Raw genomic sequence first — 20358 nt, 5'->3', positions numbered from 1 at the left:
CCGCCGACCCAGCGGTGTCCGCATGTTGAAACGGAATATCCAATTCCCGAGAACCGCTTCATCATGTAACCTGCACGAAATTTCGCACTTACGCAGAGGGCCAACGTCGTCCCTCGGCACCAGCACATGCCAGATGACGACGACGGGAGAGCCGATGCGTACGCCGCGCCAGCCGTCCCAGCACTCCGCGAACGGCCGAAACTGGTCGTTCATGGATGCTCGCCCTGCTGCGCAGGGTATGTACGACCCCCGCAACGAGCACGACGCCTGCGGCGTCGGCTTCGTGGCCACCCTCACCGGCGAGGCGAGCCACACGCTGGTCGAGCAGGCACTCACGGTTCTGCGCAACCTGGAGCACCGCGGCGCCACCGGTTCCGAGCCCGACTCCGGCGACGGCGCCGGCCTGCTCTCCCAGGTGCCCGACGCGTTCCTGCGCGAGGTGGCCGGATTCGAGCTGCCCGCCGCCGGCTCCTACGCCGTCGGCATCGCCTTCCTGCCCGAGGACGGCACCGCCGACGCCGTCTCACAGATCGAGACCATCGCGGCCGACGAGGGCCTGACCGTCCTCGGCTGGCGCGAGGTCCCCGTCGCTCCCGAGCTGCTCGGCGCCACCGCCCGCTCCACGATGCCCGTCTTCCGTCAGCTGTTCGTCGCCGACGGCGTCAGCGAGGGCATCGCCCTGGACCGCAAGGCGTTCGTGCTGCGCAAGCGCGCCGAGCGCGAGGCCGGCGTCTACTTCCCGTCGCTGTCCGCGCGCACCCTCGTCTACAAGGGCATGCTCACCACCGGCCAGCTGGAGCCGTTCTTCCCGGACCTGTCCGACCGCCGCTTCGCCTCCGCGATCGCGCTCGTCCACTCCCGGTTCTCCACCAACACCTTCCCGAGCTGGCCGCTCGCCCACCCCTACCGCTTCGTCGCGCACAACGGCGAGATCAACACCGTCAAGGGCAACCGCAACTGGATGGTCGCCCGCGAGTCCCAGCTCGCCTCGGACCTCTTCGGGGGCAAGGACAGCCTGGAGCGGATCTTCCCGATCTGCACCCCGGACGCCTCCGACTCCGCCTCCTTCGACGAGGTCCTGGAGCTGCTCCACCTCGGCGGCCGCTCCCTGCCGCACTCCGTGCTGATGATGATCCCGGAGGCGTGGGAGAACCACGACTCCATGGACCCGGCCCGCCGCGCCTTCTACGGCTACCACTCCACGATGATGGAGCCCTGGGACGGCCCCGCCTGCGTCTGCTTCACCGACGGCACCCAGGTCGGCGCCGTCCTCGACCGCAACGGCCTGCGCCCCGGCCGCTACTGGGTCACCGACGACGGCCTCGTCGTCCTCGGCTCCGAGGTCGGCGTCCTCGACATCGACCCGGCCAAGGTCGTCCGCAAGGGCCGCCTCCAGCCCGGCCGCATGTTCCTCGTGGACACCGCCGAGCACCGCATCATCGAGGACGACGAGATCAAGGCGACCCTCGCCGCCGAGCAGCCCTACGCCGACTGGCTGGAGGCCGGCGAGATCGAGCTGGGCGACCTGCCCGAGCGCGAGCACATCGTCCACACCCACGCCTCGGTCACCCGCCGCCAGCAGACCTTCGGCTACACCGAGGAGGAGCTGCGCGTCATCCTCGCGCCGATGGCCAAGGCCGGCGCCGAGCCGATCGGCTCCATGGGCACCGACTCGCCGATCGCCGCGCTCTCCGAGCGCCCGCGGCTGCTCTTCGACTACTTCACCCAGCTGTTCGCCCAGGTCACCAACCCGCCGCTGGACGCCATCCGCGAGGAACTGGTCACCTCCCTGCGCAGCTCGCTGGGCCCCTCGGGCAACCTGCTGGAGCCGACCGCGGCCTCCTGCCGCAGCGTCGTCCTGCCCTTCCCGGTGATCGACAACGACGAGCTGGCCAAGCTCATCCACATCAACGCCGACGGCGACATGCCCGGCTTCAAGGCCGCGACCCTGTCCGGCCTGTACCGGGTCTCCGGCGGCGGCGACGCCCTCGCCGCGCGCATCGACGAGATCTGCGCCGAGGCGGACGCCGCCATCGACAACGGCGCCCGGCTGATCGTCCTGTCCGACCGGCACTCCGACGCCGAGCACGCGCCGATCCCGTCGCTGCTGCTCACCGCGGCCGTCCACCACCACCTCATCCGCACCAAGCAGCGCACCCAGGTGGGCCTGCTGGTCGAGGCCGGCGACGTCCGCGAGGTCCACCACGTCGCCCTGCTCATCGGCTACGGCGCCGCCGCGGTCAACCCCTACCTGGCGATGGAGTCCGTCGAGGACCTGGTCCGCGCGGGCACCTTCCTGCCGGGCATCGAGCCCGAGAAGGCCATCCGCAACCTGATCTACGCCCTCGGCAAGGGCGTGCTGAAGGTCATGTCCAAGATGGGCATCTCCACCGTCGCCTCCTACCGCGGCGCCCAGGTCTTCGAGGCCGTCGGCCTGGACGAGACCTTCGTGGAGAAGTACTTCAACGGCACCACCACCAAGATCGGCGGCGTCGGCATCGACGTCATCGCCAGGGAGGTCGCCGCCCGCCACGCCAAGGCCTACCCCGCCTCCGGCATCGCCCCGGCGCACCGCGCGCTGGAGATCGGCGGCGAGTACCAGTGGCGCCGCGAGGGCGAGCCGCACCTGTTCGACCCGGAGACGGTCTTCCGCCTCCAGCACTCCACGCGCAGCGGCCGCTTCGACATCTTCAAGAAGTACACCTCGCGCGTGAACGAGCAGTCCGAGCGCCTGATGACGCTGCGCGGCCTGTTCGGCTTCAAGTCCGACCGGAAGCCGATCCCGGTCGAGGAGGTCGAGCCGGTCTCCTCGATCGTCAAGCGGTTCTCCACGGGCGCCATGTCGTACGGCTCCATCTCCAGGGAGGCGCACGAGACCCTCGCCATCGCCATGAACCAGCTGGGCGGCAAGTCCAACACCGGTGAGGGCGGCGAGGACCCCGAGCGCCTGTACGACCCGGCCCGGCGCAGCGCGATCAAGCAGGTGGCCTCCGGCCGCTTCGGCGTGACCTCCGAGTACCTGGTCAACTCCGACGACATCCAGATCAAGATGGCCCAGGGCGCCAAGCCCGGCGAGGGCGGCCAGCTGCCCGGCCACAAGGTGTACCCGTGGGTGGCGAAGACCCGGCACTCGACGCCGGGCGTGGGCCTCATCTCCCCGCCGCCGCACCACGACATCTACTCCATCGAGGACCTGGCCCAGCTGATCCACGACCTGAAGAACGCCAACCCGCAGGCCCGCATCCACGTGAAGCTGGTCTCCGAGGTCGGTGTCGGCACGGTCGCGGCCGGTGTGTCCAAGGCCCACGCGGACGTCGTCCTGATCTCCGGCCACGACGGCGGCACGGGCGCCTCCCCGCTGACGTCGCTCAAGCACGCCGGCGGCCCCTGGGAGCTCGGCCTGGCCGAGACCCAGCAGACCCTGCTGCTCAACGGCCTGCGCGACCGCATCGTCGTGCAGACCGACGGCCAGCTGAAGACCGGCCGTGACGTCGTCATCGCCGCGCTGCTGGGCGCCGAGGAGTTCGGTTTCGCCACCGCTCCCCTCGTCGTCTCCGGCTGCGTGATGATGCGCGTGTGCCACCTGGACACCTGCCCGGTCGGCATCGCCACCCAGAACCCGGTGCTGCGCGAGCGGTTCTCCGGCAAGGCCGAGTACATCGTGAACTTCTTCCGGTTCATCGCCGAGGAGGTCCGCGAACTCCTGGCCGAGCTGGGCTTCCGCTCCATCGAGGAGGCCGTCGGCCACGCCGAGATCCTCGACGTCACCCGCGCCGTGAACCACTGGAAGGCTCAGGGCCTGGACCTGCACCCGCTCTTCCACGTGCCCGAGCTGCCCGAGGGCGCGGTGCGCCACCAGGTGACCGCCCAGGACCACGGCCTGGAGAAGGCCCTCGACAACGAGCTGATCAAGCTCGCCGCCGACGCCCTGGCCGCACCCGGGGCCACCGAGGCCCAGCCGGTGCGCGCCCAGGTCGCCATCCGCAACATCAACCGCACTGTCGGCACCATGCTCGGCCACGAGGTGACGAAGAAGTTCGGTGGCGCGGGCCTGCCCGACGACACCATCGACATCACCTTCACCGGCTCCGCCGGCCAGTCCTTCGGCGCCTTCGTCCCGCGCGGCGTCACGCTGCGCCTGGAGGGCGACGCCAACGACTACGTCGGCAAGGGCCTCTCCGGCGGCCGGATCGTCGTCCGCCCGGACCGTGCGGCCGACCACCTCGCCGAGTACAGCGTCATCGCGGGCAACACCCTCGCCTACGGCGCCACCGGCGGCGAGATGTTCCTGCGCGGCAAGACCGGTGAGCGGTTCTGCGTGCGCAACTCCGGCGCACTGGTCGTCTCCGAAGGCGTGGGCGACCACGGCTGCGAGTACATGACCGGCGGTCACGCGGTCGTCCTCGGCGAGACGGGGCGCAACTTCGCGGCCGGCATGTCCGGTGGCATCGCCTACGTCATCGACCTCGACCGCGACAACGTCAACGTCGGCAACCTCGACGCGATCGAGGCGCTCGACGAGACGGACAAGCAGTGGCTGCGCGAGGTGGTGCGCCGCCACCAGGAGGAGACGGGCTCCACCGTCGCCGAGAAGCTGCTCGCCGAGTGGGACACGGCCGTCGAGCGCTTCAGCAAGATCATTCCCAGCACGTACAAGGCAGTGCTCGCCGCCAAGGACGCCGCCGAGCGAGCCGGTCTGTCCGAGACCGAGATCACCGAGAAGATGATGGAGGCGGCGATCAATGGCTGACCCGAAGGGCTTCCTGAACCACGGCCGCGAGGTCGCCAAGACCCGTCCCGTCGGTGAGCGCGTCAAGGACTGGAACGAGGTCTACGTCCCCGGCTCCCTGCTGCCCATCATCTCCAAGCAGGCCAGCCGCTGCATGGACTGCGGCATCCCGTTCTGCCACAACGGCTGCCCGCTCGGGAACCTGATCCCCGAGTGGAACGACTACGCCTACCGCGAGGACTGGGCCGCCGCCTCCGAGCGGTTGCACGCCACGAACAACTTCCCGGAGTTCACCGGCCGCCTGTGCCCGGCTCCGTGCGAGTCGGCGTGTGTGCTCGGCATCAACCAGCCGCCGGTCACCATCAAGAACGTCGAGGTCTCCATCATCGACAAGGCGTGGGAGGCCGGGGACGTCGCCCCGCAGGTTCCCGAGCGCCTGTCCGGCAAGACCGTCGCCGTCATCGGCTCGGGCCCGGCGGGCCTGGCCGCCGCCCAGCAGCTCACCCGGGCCGGCCACACCGTCGCCGTCTACGAGCGCGCCGACCGCATCGGCGGCCTGCTCCGCTACGGCATCCCCGAGTTCAAGATGGAGAAGCGGCACATCAACCGCCGTATCGAGCAGATGCGCGCGGAGGGCACCCGCTTCCGCACCGGCGTCGAGATCGGCCGCGACATCAAGGCGACCGACCTGAAGAAGCGCTACGACGCGGTCGTCATCGCCGCCGGCGCCACGACCGCCCGCGACCTGCCGGTGCCGGGCCGCGAGCTCAAGGGCATCTACCAGGCGATGGAGTACCTGCCCCTGGCCAACAAGGTCCAGGAGGGCGACTACGTCACCGCGCCCATCTCGGCCGAGGGCAAGCACGTCGTCGTCATCGGCGGCGGTGACACCGGCGCGGACTGCGTGGGCACCGCCCACCGTCAGGGCGCGGCCTCCGTCACCCAGCTGGAGATCATGCCCCGCCCGAACGACGAGCGGCACCCCACCAACCAGCCCTGGCCGACCTTCCCGATCCTGTACAAGGTCACCTCGGCCCACGAGGAGGGCGGCGAGCGGATCTACGCCGCCTCCACCACGCACTTCGAGGGCGACGAGGACGGCAACGTGCAGTGGCTGCACCTGGCCGAGGTCGAGTTCGTCGACGGCAAGCTGACCCAGAAGCCGGGCACCGAACGCAAGATCCCCGCCCAGCTGGTCACCCTCGCCATGGGCTTCACGGGCACCGACCGGGTCAACGGCCTGGTCGAGCAGTTCGGCCTGGAACTCGACGAACGCGGCAACATCGCCCGCGACGCCGACTTCCAGACCAATGTGCCGGGTGTGTTCGTCGCCGGTGACGCCGGCCGCGGCCAGTCGCTCATCGTGTGGGCGATCGCCGAGGGCCGCTCGGCCGCTCGCGGCGTCGACCGCCACCTGACCGGCGCCAGCGACCTGCCGGCCCCGATCCGCCCGACGGACCGCGCACTGACGGTCTGACGCGCGGTCACGAAAGAACGTCCCGTACAACGGCGTACGGGCGGGCCATCTGGGGGAGTTCCCCCAGACCCCCCGTGCCGGCGCCTGCCCGCCCGTCCCCGACCGGACAACAGGGCAGGCGCCGTCGCATGTCGTCGCACGTCCCGGAAACCGTGTGGACCCTCCCCGGCGTCCCCGTCCCCGACCGACAGGGGAGGAGCGGGACATGGCCGCGATCAGTCTGAGCAAGGTGGAGGAGACCGCGCCCGCGCTGGTCAGCCTCTACAAGAGCGCGGGGGCCTCGCTCGTCGAGCACGGCCTCGACGAGCAGCGGGCCGCCGTGTACCTCGTGCTCGACCACTCCGGCTCCATGAGGCCGTACTACCGCAACGGCAGCGTGCAGGCGCTCGCCGACCGGGTGCTGTCGCTCTCCGCGCATCTCGACGACGACGGCCGCGTCCCGGTGGTGTTCTTCTCCACGGACGTCGACGCCGTCGGCGAGATCGCCCTCGACGACCACCAGGACAGCATCCGGCGCATGGCGGCCGGCCTCGGCCACATGGGCCGCACCAACTACGAGGCCGCCGTGGACGCCGTGATCGACCACTACCTCGACTGCGGCGCCACGCACCCGGCCCTGGTCGTCTTCCAGACCGACGGCGCCCCCTCCAGCAGGACCGCCGCCGAACGCCACTTGTGCAAGGCCACGAGGCTCCCCCTCTTCTGGCAGTTCGTGGGCTTCGGCAGCGCCCGCAGCCACCGGTTCGACTTCCTGCGCCGACTCGACGAACTGGCGGTGCCGGGCAGACGTGCCGTCGACAACGCGGGCTTCTTCCCCGCCGGCCGCGATCCGCGGCGCCTGTCCGACGCCGAGCTGTACGACCGCCTCCTCGCCGAGTTCCCGCTGTGGCTGGCGGCGGCCCGGGCGCAGGGCATCGTCGCACAGGCGGAGCGGTGACCGCCTACGTGTCGCACTCCAGCACCGTCCGGCACAGCGCACACCGCGCACGCATCCGGCCCCGCACCGGCACCCTGATCCGCTGATGGCAGGTCGGGCACGGGAACGACACCCGCAGCGGCTCCGGCCCCGACGACGTGAAGGAATACGGCGCTCCCGGCGCGGCCAGCGGCGCCCGGCCGTGCTCCTGGGCGTGCCGCCGGTCCCGGGCGTAGCGGCGCCGGCCCGCCCAGCCGGCGGCCGTCAGCGGCGGCTGCTGCCCGTCACGGCGGGCCCGGGCCAGCCCCTTCTCGTACGCCTCGTAGCCCTGCGGGCTGGTGAACCACGTCGAAGGGTCCTCACCGAAGAACAGGGCCCGCTTGGCCAGGACGTACCCGAACTCCTCCGGCGTGAGGTAGCCGAGCTTCTGCGAGGACGTGCCGTGCTCCCGGAAGGCGTCCAGCAGCAGCCAGCCGGCACCCAGGTACGTCGCCGCCGTGTCCGTGAGGATCTCGTTGTCCCGCAGGCCGGGGAACGACAGATCCAGGCGGTGCAGATAGACGTGCATCACCTCGTGCGCCAGGGCCGCGCCGATGTCCTGCCGATGGGTGCGGAAACGGTCGTTCAGCTCGACGAAGTACTCGGGGCCCGACGTCAGCTCCACGTTCGCCGCGTGGTGCATCTCCCTGAAGCTGACGATCAGACGCGCGTCCGGCAGCCGGTAGTGGCGCACCAGCTCGCGTGCCACCCGCTGGGCACCCAGATGCAGATCGTCGGTGTCGCAGAAGGCCACATCGGCGGGGGCCACACTGGTCGCGAACGTCTGGACGGTGTCGTACGACAGCCGCTTGTACAGCGCCGTGATCGCCGCGCGCACCGTCTCCAGATGCGGGAAACCGTGCTCGACCGGTCCGTCGTCCGCCACGTCCGTACCCCCAAAGACGCCCTGAACGCTTCCACTCTATGCACAGCGAACACCGCACGGAGGGAACCGGGCGGTCCGGCCCCGTAAGGTGGACCCTCATGACCATCAGCAGCACCGGTACCGGCGACGTCGACCCCGCCGTCCTCAGCGAACTCGCACGCCTGCGCGACAGCATCGACAACATCGACGCCGCCGTCGTCCACATGCTCGCCGAGCGGTTCAAGGCGACCCAGCAGGTCGGCCACCTCAAGGCCGCCCACCAGCTGCCGCCCGCCGACCCGGACCGCGAGTCCCGCCAGATCGCGCGCCTGCGCGCACTCGCCGAGGACGCCAAACTCGACCCGGCGTTCGCGGAGAAGTTCCTCAACTTCATCATCGCCGAGGTCATCCGCCACCACGAACGCATCGCCGAGAGGTCCGCCAACGGCGACCCGACCCCGACGAACTGACCCAACCCTTCGGGGCTGCGGCCGGGCCACTCGCCCGGGCACCGCACAACGCGCCCGCGCGGACGCGGACAACCCCCGCGGGGACGCGGAGTCGCGACCGCGAGACCAGAGCCCACCCGCAACCGACCCCGACGAACCCCCACGCGAGCGAAAGCCGTTCCCGGCACGGGACCGCCCCTGCGGACGTGGAGGCCCCTGCGGGTGGGGGAGCCGGCGCCTTGCGGGGGTGTTCGGTCCCGGGGTGGGAGTGGTGCTCGCGTGGGGTCGCCCGCGCGGTGGTGGGGGTCGCTGCGGGTGGGGGAGCCGGCGCCTTGCGGGGTGTTCGGTCCGGGGTTGGAGTGGTGCTCGTGCGGGGGCGGCCCTGTGGCGGTGGGGGTTGCTGTGCGTGGGGAGTCGGCGTCGGCGCGGCGATGACCGGTCCTGGCGCGGGCACGGCGCTCGCCTGGGACCGGCCCCGGCGCGGCCCCGGACCCCCGCGCGTGGGGCCGCCCCGCGGTCGCGGGGGCGGTGTGCGTGGGCAAGCCGGCGTCGGCGCGCGGAGAGCCGTATCGCGCACAGGACCGGGCCCCGCGCACGGACGCCGACCCCGGCCCGCGCGGGGACGGGCCGTGGGCCTGCGGGACTCCGGTGCGCGGGGACGGGCCGTGGGGCCTCGGAGGTCCCCGTGCGCAGGGGCGGACGTGTGCGCCGCTGGTTGCCGCGCCCAGGGGCGCGCCGTGTGACCTGCCGGGGCCCCTGCGCGGAGATGGGCCGCGCGGGTGCGGGCGCGGGTGTCGTTTCGGGTTTCATGCGCGGGAGTGCCCCGGCGGCGCTGCCCGGAACCCCCTCGTGCCCTGGCCGTGGGATCAGGCACCATGGCGTCCATGTCCGTACTGACGCGCGACGAAGCGCAGACCCGTGCCCAGCTCCTCGACGTCCATCACTACAGCGTCGGCCTCGACCTGACCCGTGGGGACGGCACCTTCGACTCCCGGACGGTCATACGGTTCACCGTACGCACCGGCACCGGCACCGGCATCGGCCAGGGCACCACGGACACCTTCGTCGAGCTCAAGCCCGCCGAACTGCGCTCCGCCACCCTCGACGGACAGCCCCTCGACCCGCACAGCCTCACCGGCAACCGCCTGCCCCTGAAGAACCTCACCGCCGGCGAACACGAACTGCGCGTCGACGCCGCCATGCGCTACTCCCGCACCGGCGAGGGCATGCACCGCTTCACCGACCCCTCCGACGGCGAGACCTACGTCTACACCCAACTGTTCCTCGACGACGTCCAACGCGTCTTCGCGGCCTTCGACCAGCCCGACCTCAAGGCGGTCTTCGACCTCACCGTCACCGCACCCGACGGCTGGACCGTCCTCGCCAACGGCATCACCGAGCACACCGGGGACGGCGTCTGGAAGTCCGCCACCACCCCACCCATCTCCACCTACCTCGTCGCCGTCGCCGCCGGGCCCTGGCACTCCGTGCGCACCGAACACCGCGGCCTGCCCTTCGCCATCCACTGCCGCCGCTCCCTCGCCCCCCACCTCGACGCCGACGCCGACGAGATCCTCGACGTCACCCGCGCCTGCTTCGACCGCTACCACGAGAAGTTCGAGCAGCCCTACCCCTTCGACTCCTACGACCAGGCGTTCGTCCCCGAGTTCAACGCCGGCGCCATGGAGAACCCCGGCCTCGTCACCTTCCGCGACGAGTTCGTCTACCGCTCCGCCGTCACCGAGACCGAGCGCCAGACCCGCGCCATGGTCATCGCCCACGAAATGGCCCACATGTGGTTCGGCGACCTCGTCACCCTCAAGTGGTGGGACGACATCTGGCTCAACGAGTCCTTCGCCGAGTACATGGGCTACCAGACCGCCGCCGAAGCAACCCGCTTCACCAACACCTGGACCGAGTTCGGCGTCTCCCGCAAGTCCTGGGGCTACGACGCGGACCAGCGTCCCTCCACCCACCCCGTGGCCCCCGAAGCCGTCGACGACACCGCCTCCGCACTGCTCAACTTCGACGGCATCTCCTACGCCAAGGGCGCCTCCGCCCTGCGTCAACTGGTCGCCTGGCTCGGCGAGAAGGACTTCCTGGCCGGCATCAACGCCCACTTCGACAGGCACAAGTTCGCCAACGCCTCCCTCGCCGACTTCATCGAGTCCCTCGCCTCCGCCACCGACCGCGACGTCCACGCCTGGGCCGACGCCTGGCTGCGCACCACCGGCGTCGACACCCTCGTCCCGGACCTGAGCGTCGAGAACGGCCACTGGGGCGTCCACATCTCGCACCGGGGCAGCTCCGGAACGTGGTCCGCGCCCGACCCCACCAAGAACCGGAAGGGCCTGAGGCACGCGGGGAGCCGGCAGCCCGGGGGAGGCACCCGGCCGCACCGCATCACCATCGGCGCCTACGACCACGACCTCCACGACGCCGGCCGCCTCACCCTCCGCCAGCGCCTCGAAACGGACCTCGCCGGCAAGAACATCCTCCTCGCCACCGCCGGCACACAGCCCGCGCTCGTCGTCCTCAACGACGGCGACCTCACCTACGCCAAGATCCGCTTCGACCCCGACTCCTTCCGGACCATCCGCGAGAGCCTGTCCGGCCTGCCCGACCCCCTCACCCGGGCCGTCGTCTGGAACGCCCTGCGCGACGCCGTCCGCGACGGCGACCTCCCCGCCACCACCTACCTGGACCTCGCCCGCACCCACCTCCCGCACGAGACCGACCTCGCCCTCGCCGAAGCAGTCCTCGCCTTCGCCCGCACCCACATCGCCGACCGCTACCTCACCCCCGGCCAGCGGCCCGCCGCCCTCGCCACCCTCACCGACCTGTGCCGCGACCTCATCCGCCGCACCGAGGACGGCGACCACCCCGGCCTGCGCCTCATCGCCGTACGCCACCTCATCGACGTGGCCGCCCACCCCGACACCATCGCCGCCTGGCTCGCCGAGGGCATCGTCCCCGGCGGCCCCGAACTCGACCCCGAACTGCGCTGGCGCATCCTCGCCCGCCTCGCCGTCCTCGGCGCCACCGACGAAACCGCCATCGCCGCCGAACTCCACCGCGACCCCTCCGCCACCGGCCAGGAGGGCGCCGCCCGCTGCCGCGCCGCCCTGCCCGAGCCCGACGCCAAACACGCCGCCTGGCAGGCGATGTTCGCCTCCGACGACCTGTCCAACTACCTGTTCACCGCCACCGCCCAGGGCTTCTGGCAGCCCGAACAGGCCGACCTCGTCCAGGACTACGTGCCCCGCTTCTACGAGGACGCCGTCACCGTCGCCGCCCGCCGCGGCCCCGCCATCGCCCGCGCCGCCGGCCACTGGGCCTTCCCCGCCCACGCCGTCGACGCCGACCACCTCGACCTCGGCCAGGCCTGCCTGCGCGACGCCGATCCGGTCCCGGCCCTGCGCCGCACCCTCGTCGACCAACTCGACGACCTCGCACGCGCACTGCGCGTCCGCAGCGCGTAGAACCCGCGGGGCCCGGCCCCCAGGGGAGGGGCCCCACCGCAGGAACCCCAGGTGTGCGGGCCGGGCCGAGCCACGGCCCGGCCCGCACACCTCACCCGGCCCCGACGCCGGGCCCCGCGGCCCACCGCCCCAACACGTTCCGCCCGCACGGCAGTACCCACTTTCGGGTTCCCCTCGCACGGCATTCCGGGCGCGTCGGACCCCAGGCGTACAAGCTGGAACCCCCAGGCCCCCGCGCCCCGGAGGACAGCCGATGAGTACGCCGCCCCCAACGCCGCCCCGAGCCCGCCTCGCCTCCGGCGCCGAAGGCCCCCACACCCTGCGCCCGCTGCTCGACACCGTCCTCGACGCCCTCCGCAGCGGCCGCCATGCCCGCGGAGGACCACTGCCCGCCGGCGGCCCCGACACCGTCACCGCCCGGCTGTGCGCCGCCGTCGGCGACGTCCTGCCCGACCACGGCGACCCCGACGCCCTGCGCACCCTCGTCCACGCCCTCGCCGAAGGCGCGGCCGACCCCGCCGACCCCCTGTGCGCCGCCCATCTGCACTGCCCGCCCCTCGCCGTCGCCGTCGCGGCCGACCTCGCCGCCAGCGTCCTCAACCCCTCGCTCGACTCCTGGGACCAGGCCCCCGCCGCCTCCGCGCTCGAAGCGCTCGTCACCCGCGAACTCGCCCACGCCACCGGTCTGGCCGACGCCGTCGTCACCACCGGCGGCACCGAATCCAACCAACTCGCCCTGCTCCTCGCGCGCGAAGGCCACCCCGGCGGCGTCCGCCTCGTCTGCGGCGCCAACGCCCACCACTCCCTGCCCCGCGCCGCCTGGCTGCTCGGCCTGCCCGAACCCGTCGTCGTACCCGCCCCCGCCGGCACCCTCGACCCCGCCGCCCTCCACCAGGCCCTCACCGACCTCGCCGGCCCCCACGGCCCGGGCAGCCCCCGCACCCCCCTCGTCGTGGCCGCCACCGCGGGCACCACCGACGCCGGCCTCATCGACCCCCTCCCCGAGATCGCCGGACTCTGCGCCGCCCACGGCGCCCGCCTCCACATCGACGCCGCCCACGGCGGAGGCCTCCTGTTCAGCGACCGCCACCGCGACAAACTCACCGGCCTCGAAGCCGCCCACACCATCACCCTCGACCTGCACAAACTCGGCTGGCAGCCCGTCCCCGCCGGACTCCTCGCCGTCCGCCACCCCCGCGACCTCACCGCCCTGCACCACCACGCCGACTACCTCAACGCCGACGACGACACCGAAGCGGGCATCCCCGACCTCGTCGGCCGCTCCCTGCGCACCACCCGCCGCCCCGACATCCTCAAGATCGCCGCCACCCTCAAAACCCTCGGCCGCAGCGGTCTCGGCGCCCTGGTCGACCAGGTCTGCGCCCGCGCCCGCGAACTCGCCGACCTCATCCACGCCCACCCCGGCCTCGAGCTCTACGACCGGCCCACCATCAGCACCGTCCTCTTCCGGCCCGCCGGCGCCACCGACGACACCGTCGCCGCTGTACGCCGCACCCTCCTCACCGACGGCCGCGCGGTCCTCGGCCGAGCCCGCCTCGACGACCGGCTCTGGCTCAAAGCCACCCTCCTCAACCCCGACATCCGGCCCGAAGACCTGGCCACCCTCCTGAAACTGGTGGAAGGAAGCACCCCCGCATGAACCCCCCGAACCACCTGAACCACCCCACCCCGCAATCGCCCCACGATCTGGTCGGCATCGGGATCGGCCCCTTCAACCTCTCCCTCGCCGCCCTCGCCCACCCCCTCACCCACCTCGACACCGCCTTCTACGAACAACACCCCCGCTTCCACTGGCACCCCGGCCTGCTCATCGACGACGCCCGCATCCAGGTCCCCTTCCTCGCCGACCTCGCCACCCTCGTCGACCCCACCAGCCAGTGGACCTTCCTCAACTACCTCAAGACCCGCGACCGGCTCTTCCCCTTCTACTTCGCCGAACACCTCCACATCCGGCGCACCGAATACGACGCCTACTGCCGCTGGGTCAGCGACAACCTCCCCACCCTCCACTTCGGCCACCAGGTCGACGCCGTCCGCTGGAACCCCGAACTCCGCCTCTTCGAGATCGACTACACCCAACTCGACACCGACGGCGAAGCCGAAGCACTCGGCCGCACCTACACCCGCAACGTCGTCCTCGGCATCGGCACCCAGCCCCACATCCCCGACCCCCTCAAACCCCTCGCCGACGCCCCCGGCGTCCCCGTCATCCACGCCGCCGACTACCTCGACCACCGCGACACCCTGCTCACCGCCGCGCACATCACCGTCGTCGGCACCGGACAGTCAGGCGCCGAGATCTTCCTCGACCTGCTCCGCCACCGCCCCACCGGCCACGAAGGACTCCACTGGATCGGCCGCACCGAGGCCTTCGCCCCCATGGAGTACTCCAAACTCGGCCTCGAACACTTCACCCCCGACTACACCCGCTACTTCCACGCCCTGCCCGAACCCGTCCGCGACCGGCTCCTGCCCACCCAGTGGCAACTCCACAAAGCCGTCGACGCCGACACCCTCGCCGCCATCCACGACGAGCTCTACCACCGCACCCTGCACGGCGGCTGGCCCGACACCGTCCTCACCCCCGGCGTCCGCGTCCGCACCGCCGGCCGCGTCGCCGGCACCAAGATCGAACTCCACCTCGAACACACCCAGCAGGCCACCCGCACCCGCCTCACCACCGACGCCGTCGTCCTCGCCACCGGGTACCGCCCCCGCCCCCTCACCCCCCTCCTCGTCGGCCTCGACCCCTACCTGCGCCGCGACAGCACCGAACGACCCCGCATCGACGACCAGTACCGCCTCGTCCTCGACCACTCCATCACCGCCACCGGCTGCCACGCCTACGTCCAGAACGCCGAACTCCACACCCACGGCGTCGGCACCCCCGACCTCGGACTCGCCGCCTGGCGCAGCGCCACCATCCTCAACGCGATCACCGGCACCGACCCCTACCCGCTGCCCACCCGCACCGCGTTCACCACCTTCGGCCTCACACAGCAACGGCCCCAGATCCCGCCCGTGCGCCAGATCAGGACACTGACACCCCTGGCAGACGGAATCTGAGGCCGCCTCCACACAGCCGAACGGCGAGGGCCTGTCCGGCGGATCACGAAGCACTACTGGAACACCGGCGTACCGTTCCGCGTCAGCCGCCAGTCCACCGAAGCGAAGTCCGTCGGATCCAGCTCACCCTTCGCCGTCACCCACTCGGCGATCCGGGTACGGATCTCCGTCGACTCCGACCACAGCTCCTTCGACGACGCCACGAACGGGAACGCCCCACCACCATTGGCACGGTAGTTGTTCACCGCCAGCACGAACTGCTGCGCGTCGTCCAGCGGCGCACCGTCGAACGTCAGGTTCCTGATCCGCGAACCGACCGGCTGGGCCACATCGATGTCGTACCGCAGACCCGACACATAGTCGTAGTTGTAGTCCGGACGGCCGCCCGCGTTCGTCAGCTTGTCCACGTCGACCGCCGCGTCCGGCGCCGTCTGCACGTAGTACCCGGCGGAGTACTCCAGGTACGCACGCACCTGGACGCCCGTCATCAGCTTCGCGACCAGCGTGTTGTCGTACACGTACAGGCCCGACAGATCCCGGATCGTCACATCGCCGGCCGGGATCTCGGACGTCCGCGAGAACGGCGAGGCCTGCGCGATCACCGGCAGCGAGGCGTACTCGGTGCCGGCCAGCGCCGCCTTCACCACGTCCTCCTGCACCTTGGTGATCAGGTCGATGATCGGTGCGTCCTTGTACCGGGCCTCCACCGTCGTCAGCGTCTGAGTCGCCCGGCCGACCACCTGGTTGACGTAGGCCACGACCCTCTCGTGCTCGTCGTCCAGCAGCTTCGTGATCGCCGGATCGTCGGCCACCGAGCCCGAGTTGCGCAGCGACGCCGACACCGACTCCACCTCCCACCGGCCCCTTACGAACACCAGCTCGATGTCGAAGAGGGTCAGCCGCTCGGCGAAGCACAGCGGTTCCGACAGCACCACCGTCTTCCCCGACTGCTCGTTGACGACCTTCAGCTCCGGGATCTCCAGATGCGCGTGCCCCACCAGGATCGCGTCGATCCCCGGCACCTGCCGGGCCACGTTCGCCGCCGCGTCCTCCACATACGGCAGCTGGTCACCGTACGAGGACTGACCCGACGTACCCGAATGCGCCGACACCACGACCACGTCCGCACCCATCGAACGCAGCTTCGGCACCCACTTCGCCGCCTGCTCCTCCAGCCCCGGGAACGTCAACTTCCCCTGCACATAGGCCTTGTCCCAGATCGCGATACCCGGATTGGTCAGGCCCAGCACCGCCACCCTCACCGGCGGCGCACCGTGCGGACGGAACTCCTTGATGAAGTACGGCGCGAAAGCCGGCCGCTGCGTCGTCGCGTCCAGCGCGTTCGCCCCCAGCAGCGGGAAGTCGCACTGCTGCTCGAACTTCCGCAGCGTCTCGATGCCGTAGTTGAACTCGTGGTTGCCCAGCGCCGCCGCGTCGTACCCGATCGCGTTCATGGCCTGCGCCATCGGATGCACCGGGCCACCCTTGGCCGTGATCGGATCCACCTTGGCGTAGTAGTACGTCAACGGCGTGCCCTGGATCGTGTCACCCGCGTCCAGCAACAGCGTGTTGCCGCGGCCCTTCTCCTCGCGGACCTGGTTCACCAGCGTCGAGATCCGTGCCAGACCCTGCGCGTTGCCCGCCTTGTCCGAGTACTCGGCGTCCTTGAAATAGTCCCAGTTGAAGACGTGCCCGTGCAGGTCCGTCGTGCCCATCACGGTCAGCGAGTACCGCTTGGGGTGCTTGCCCGGACCCATCGCGGAGTCCGCCGACGCCTCCGCGGCCTGCGCCGCAGGAGCCGCCGCACCCGCCAGCGCCACCCCCGCCCCCGTCACGGCCGACTTCTTCAGGAACTTCCGGCGGTCCAACGCCATGCTGGCTCTCCTCGCGAGAAGGGGCAAAGGTTTCACGACGCGCGTAGATGCGCCCGCACAGACATACGGACGCGCGTAGATTCTGACTGGAGCATGATGAACGGAACAGCCCCTGGAGATTGCGATCTGATGACCGGCACCGACACGGAATCAGATGAGCGCCACCCCGCACACTTCAACAAGTGTCAATAACGCTTCACCCAAAGGTCGTTGAGCGGACACGTCGCACCAAGTCTCTACCGACCGGTAAGGCCTAGGCTCATTACCATGCGCCGAGTAAAGATCGTCTGTACATTGGGGCCCTCCACCACCACGTACGACCAGATCAAGGCACTGGTCGACGCCGGAATGGACGTCGCCCGCCTCAACCTCAGCCACGGCGGACACGCCGAACACGAGGAGCGCTACCAGCACGTTCGCAAAGCCGCCGACGAAACCGGCCGCAGCGTCGGAGTCCTCGCCGACCTTCAAGGCCCGAAGATCCGCCTTGGCCGGTTCCGCGAAGGTCCCGTACTCCTCGAACGCGGTGACACCTTCACCATCACCGTCGAAGAAGGCGTCGAAGGCGACCGCCACATCTGCGGCACCACCTACGCCGGCCTCGCCGAGGACGTCACCCCCGGTGAACGCATCCTCGTCGACGACGGCCGCGTCGCCCTCAAGGTCACCGCCGTCGACGGCCCCCGCGTCCACACCGAAGTCGTCGAGGCCGGCATGGTCTCCGACCACAAGGGCCTCAACCTCCCCGGAGCCACCGTCTCCGTCCCCGCCCTCTCCAAGAAGGACGAGGACGACCTCCGCTGGGCCCTGCGCACCGGCTTCGACGTCATCGCCCTGTCCTTCGTCCGCAGCGGCCGCGACATCCTCGACGTGCACCGCATCATGGACGACGAGGGCCGCCGCCTCCCCGTCATCGCCAAGATCGAGAAACCCCAGGCGGTCGAGGCCATGGACGACATCGTCGCCGCCTTCGACGGCATCATGGTCGCGAGGGGGGACCTGGGCGTCGAAATGCCGCTCGAACAGGTCCCCCTCGTTCAGAAACGGGCGATCAAACTGGCCCGACGCAACGCCAAGCCGGTGATCGTCGCCACCCAGATGCTCGACTCCATGATCGACAACGCCCGCCCCACCAGGGCGGAGGCCTCGGACGTGGCCAACGCCGTCATCGACGGCACCGACGCGGTGATGCTCTCGGGCGAGACCAGCGTGGGCAACTACCCGGTCCAGACGGTCCGCACCATGGCGAAGATCGTCGCGGCCGCGGAGGAGGACATCCTGGCCAAGGGCCTCCCGCCCCTGACCGAACGCAACAAACCCCGCACCCAGGGCGGCGCCGTCGCCCGAGCGGCAGCCGAGATCGGCGACTTCCTCGGCGCCAAGTTCCTCGTCGCCTTCACCCAGTCCGGCGACACCGCCCGCCGCCTCTCCCGCTACCGCTCACCCATCCCCCTGCTGGCCTTCACCCCCGAACCGGCCACCCGCTCCCAGCTCAGCGTGTCCTGGGGCGTGGAGACGTTCCTCGGCCCCCACGTCGACTCCACGGACGCGATGGTCGCCCAGGTGGACGAACTGCTGCTGCGCTACGGCCGCTGCGAGCGGGGCGACGCGGTGGTGATCACGGCGGGCTCACCTCCGGGGGTCCCGGGCGCGACGAACATGGTCCGGGTGCACCACATCGGGGAGGACGACAGTCCCAAGTAGGGGGCCTTCAGTATTTGGGGCCTACGTGGGCGTCCATGAGGGCTACGGAGGCCTTGCGGGCGATGGAGATGGTTACGGCGGCCCGGCTCTGGTTGAGCGACTTCCACTCGACGCCGAGCTTGTCGAGGGTGCCGGTGAAGAGCTGGATGATGTCGGCCGAGGTGTTGGTGAAGAAGTACCGGGGGTATTCGTAGCGCCTGCGCTCACCGCCGACGACGCGGGTCGTCCAGTTGGTGATACGGCAGCCGTCGGAGTGGATGAGCCCCCGGATGAACTCCCAGGGGTGTTCGTCGACGATCTCCTGCTGCCAGGGTTCGAGGGCGATGCGGCGCTCGTGCTTCTTGCCGGGGCCGTGCTGGGGGAAGAGGCACCACACGTGCATGGAGTACAGCTTCACCTCCCAGCAGCCCTTCCGGCGGACCCTGCACACCGAGTTGTTCGGGAATACGCTGCGCATTGCCCTTTCGCACTCGTCCACGAGCCCTGGGTGCACTTCGGCGCATGCGATCGACAGGCTGGGCGACCGCATGTTCAGCTCACCGTCGCATCGAGGGCACGCGGGCCGCTGGGCGCGGCCAGGGCACTCGCCCCGGCGTGCTCGATCCACATGCTTCCAGTAGCTGATCGTGCCCTTGGGCACGTTGAGCTGGCGTGCTACATCGGCGTTCTTCATGCCGTCACGGAGCAGAGTGAGGGCCTTCTGTCGTACTTCTGTGCTGTGGTAGTTCATGTGAACACGCTGTGTCACCCTCTGTAGCGACACGCGGCAAAAAAGCGGAGGACCACGCGAACGTGATCCTCCGCTTTTCTGTCCCATGTGCCCGGTGTGGGATTCGAACCCACACGCCCAAAGGGCACGGTGGTTTGAGCACCGCGAGTCTCGCCTGTTCCTCCAACCGGGCAAGTCGGGGACCGATGAGAAAGTGTACCGGTTCACCGCATGTCCCCGCCGCTAGGTAGGCTGCATACGCAGCAAGACCTGCCCCGCCCCGGAACAAGGAGCGCCCCCGTGACCCCCGAGTCGCCCCAGCCCGTAGACGTGCCCGACGACGACAAGTCGCACGTGCCTCCGCTGACGACGCGTGTCGTCATCGCGGAGGACGAGGCGCTGATCCGGCTGGATCTCAAAGAGATGCTTCAGGAGGAGGGGTACTCCGTCGTCGGTGAGGCCGGGGATGGTGAGCGGGCGGTGGAGCTGGCCCGGGAGCACCGCCCTGACCTGGTGATTCTCGATGTGAAGATGCCGAAGCTGGATGGCATCTCGGCGGCGGAGAAGATCGCTGAGGAGCGGATCGCGCCGGTGTTGATGCTGACGGCGTTCTCGCAGCGTGATCTGGTGGAGCGGGCTCGGGACGCGGGGGCGATGGCGTACCTCGTGAAGCCGTTCAGCAAGAGTGATGTGGTTCCGGCGATCGAGATGGCCGTGTCGCGGTTCACGGAGCTGAAGGAGCTGGAGAAGGAGGTCGCGGACCTCAGCCAGCGTCTGGAGACGCGGAAGCTGGTGGATCGTGCGAAGTCGATCCTGCAGACGGAGTACGGGCTGACGGAGCCGGCGGCGTTCCGCTGGATTCAGAAGACGTCGATGGATCGTCGTATGTCGATGCAGCAGGTGGCGGAGGCGGTCATTCAGGACAGCGACGAGAAGAGGGCGGCGAAGGGCGGGAAGTCCGAGAAGGGCTGAGCGCGTCCGGCCTCTTCGATGCGTGCGGCGAGGCCCGCACCCCTGTGGTGGGGTG

Annotated in this window: 12 protein-coding genes and 1 tRNA gene; 9 read left to right on the top strand and 4 right to left on the bottom strand. The window is 70.5% G+C overall.

Annotation, left to right across the window (positions count from 1 at the left end; genetic code table 11):
• The first annotated feature begins 238 nt into the window (after positions 1-238).
• The 3 genes from gltB (at position 239) to R2S09_RS09005 (ending at position 7143) form a co-directional block, all read left to right on the top strand.
• The gene (gene gltB, locus R2S09_RS09015) at positions 239-4750 is read left to right on the top strand and encodes a glutamate synthase large subunit (protein WP_316740493.1); all 4512 of its coding nucleotides are present in this window, start codon (positions 239-241) and stop codon (positions 4748-4750) included.
• The gene (locus R2S09_RS09010; protein WP_306183578.1) at positions 4743-6206 is read left to right on the top strand and encodes a glutamate synthase subunit beta; all 1464 of its coding nucleotides are present in this window, start codon (positions 4743-4745) and stop codon (positions 6204-6206) included. The genes gltB and R2S09_RS09010 overlap by 8 nt, the downstream gene beginning before the upstream one ends.
• Positions 6207-6411: 205 nt before the next feature.
• Complete coding sequence (locus R2S09_RS09005) at positions 6412-7143, top strand: VWA domain-containing protein (protein WP_316740372.1); 732 nt, start codon at positions 6412-6414, stop codon at positions 7141-7143.
• A gap of 4 nt (positions 7144-7147) precedes the next feature.
• Here the strand turns inward: R2S09_RS09005 and R2S09_RS09000 are convergent, their stop codons facing one another.
• Positions 7148-8047, bottom strand: a complete 900-nt coding sequence (locus tag R2S09_RS09000) for a hypothetical protein (RefSeq protein WP_306183582.1) — start codon at positions 8045-8047, stop codon at positions 7148-7150.
• Between the two features lie 98 nt (positions 8048-8145).
• On the opposite strand from R2S09_RS09000, the gene R2S09_RS08995 reads away from it, so the two are divergent.
• From R2S09_RS08995 to R2S09_RS08980, 4 genes are all read left to right on the top strand, one after another.
• Positions 8146-8496: a chorismate mutase gene (locus tag R2S09_RS08995; RefSeq protein ID WP_306183583.1), complete on the top strand. Its 351-nt coding sequence runs from the start codon at positions 8146-8148 to the stop codon at positions 8494-8496.
• Positions 8497-9350: 854 nt separating this feature from the next.
• The gene (pepN, locus tag R2S09_RS08990) at positions 9351-11957 is read left to right on the top strand and encodes an aminopeptidase N (RefSeq protein ID WP_316740371.1); all 2607 of its coding nucleotides are present in this window, start codon (positions 9351-9353) and stop codon (positions 11955-11957) included.
• 253 nt (positions 11958-12210) lie between these two features.
• Positions 12211-13617 carry a pyridoxal-dependent decarboxylase gene (locus R2S09_RS08985; protein WP_316740370.1) on the top strand — a complete coding sequence of 469 codons (1407 nt, stop codon included), beginning with the start codon at positions 12211-12213 and terminating at the stop codon, positions 13615-13617.
• Complete coding sequence (locus R2S09_RS08980) at positions 13614-15044, top strand: SidA/IucD/PvdA family monooxygenase (RefSeq protein ID WP_316740369.1); 1431 nt, start codon at positions 13614-13616, stop codon at positions 15042-15044. The genes R2S09_RS08985 and R2S09_RS08980 overlap by 4 nt, the downstream gene beginning before the upstream one ends.
• A 53-nt stretch (positions 15045-15097) precedes the next feature.
• On the opposite strand, the gene R2S09_RS08975 is transcribed toward R2S09_RS08980, so the two are convergent.
• On the bottom strand, positions 15098-16918 hold the full coding sequence (locus R2S09_RS08975; RefSeq protein WP_316740368.1) for a 5'-nucleotidase C-terminal domain-containing protein: 1821 nt from the start codon (positions 16916-16918) through the stop codon (positions 15098-15100).
• Between the two features lie 267 nt (positions 16919-17185).
• Between R2S09_RS08975 and pyk the strand changes: the two genes are divergently transcribed.
• Positions 17186-18622 carry a pyruvate kinase gene (pyk, locus tag R2S09_RS08970; protein WP_316740367.1) on the top strand — a complete coding sequence of 479 codons (1437 nt, stop codon included), beginning with the start codon at positions 17186-17188 and terminating at the stop codon, positions 18620-18622.
• Positions 18623-18629: 7 nt separating this feature from the next.
• On the opposite strand, the gene R2S09_RS08965 is transcribed toward pyk, so the two are convergent.
• Both R2S09_RS08965 and R2S09_RS08960 read right to left on the bottom strand, forming a co-directional pair.
• Complete coding sequence (locus R2S09_RS08965) at positions 18630-19352, bottom strand: helix-turn-helix domain-containing protein (RefSeq protein ID WP_316740366.1); 723 nt, start codon at positions 19350-19352, stop codon at positions 18630-18632.
• Positions 19353-19440: 88 nt separating this feature from the next.
• Positions 19441-19524 (bottom strand) — tRNA-Leu (locus tag R2S09_RS08960).
• A 107-nt stretch (positions 19525-19631) separates the two neighbouring features.
• On the opposite strand from R2S09_RS08960, the gene R2S09_RS08955 reads away from it, so the two are divergent.
• Positions 19632-20303, top strand: a complete 672-nt coding sequence (locus tag R2S09_RS08955) for an ANTAR domain-containing response regulator (protein ID WP_306183594.1) — start codon at positions 19632-19634, stop codon at positions 20301-20303.
• Positions 20304-20358 lie beyond the last annotated feature (55 nt).

It is taken from the genome of Streptomyces sp. MK7 (assembly GCF_032658145.1).
Lineage (GTDB): Bacteria > Actinomycetota > Actinomycetes > Streptomycetales > Streptomycetaceae > Streptomyces > Streptomyces spiralis.
Note: the sequence above shows the minus strand (reverse complement) of the source record. Positions and strands in the feature narration are given on the sequence as shown.

Coding starts and splice junctions, on each gene's coding strand:
- gltB (WP_316740493.1), top strand. CDS start 239: ATGTACGACCCCCGCAACGAGCACGACGCCTGCGGCGTCGGCTTCGTG.
- R2S09_RS09010 (WP_306183578.1), top strand. CDS start 4,743: ATGGCTGACCCGAAGGGCTTCCTGAACCACGGCCGCGAGGTCGCCAAG.
- R2S09_RS09005 (WP_316740372.1), top strand. CDS start 6,412: ATGGCCGCGATCAGTCTGAGCAAGGTGGAGGAGACCGCGCCCGCGCTG.
- R2S09_RS08995 (WP_306183583.1), top strand. CDS start 8,146: ATGACCATCAGCAGCACCGGTACCGGCGACGTCGACCCCGCCGTCCTC.
- pepN (WP_316740371.1), top strand. CDS start 9,351: ATGGCGTCCATGTCCGTACTGACGCGCGACGAAGCGCAGACCCGTGCC.
- R2S09_RS08985 (WP_316740370.1), top strand. CDS start 12,211: ATGAGTACGCCGCCCCCAACGCCGCCCCGAGCCCGCCTCGCCTCCGGC.
- R2S09_RS08980 (WP_316740369.1), top strand. CDS start 13,614: ATGAACCCCCCGAACCACCTGAACCACCCCACCCCGCAATCGCCCCAC.
- R2S09_RS08975 (WP_316740368.1), bottom strand. CDS start 16,918: ATGGCGTTGGACCGCCGGAAGTTCCTGAAGAAGTCGGCCGTGACGGGG.
- pyk (WP_316740367.1), top strand. CDS start 17,186: ATGCGCCGAGTAAAGATCGTCTGTACATTGGGGCCCTCCACCACCACG.
- R2S09_RS08965 (WP_316740366.1), bottom strand. CDS start 19,352: ATGAACTACCACAGCACAGAAGTACGACAGAAGGCCCTCACTCTGCTC.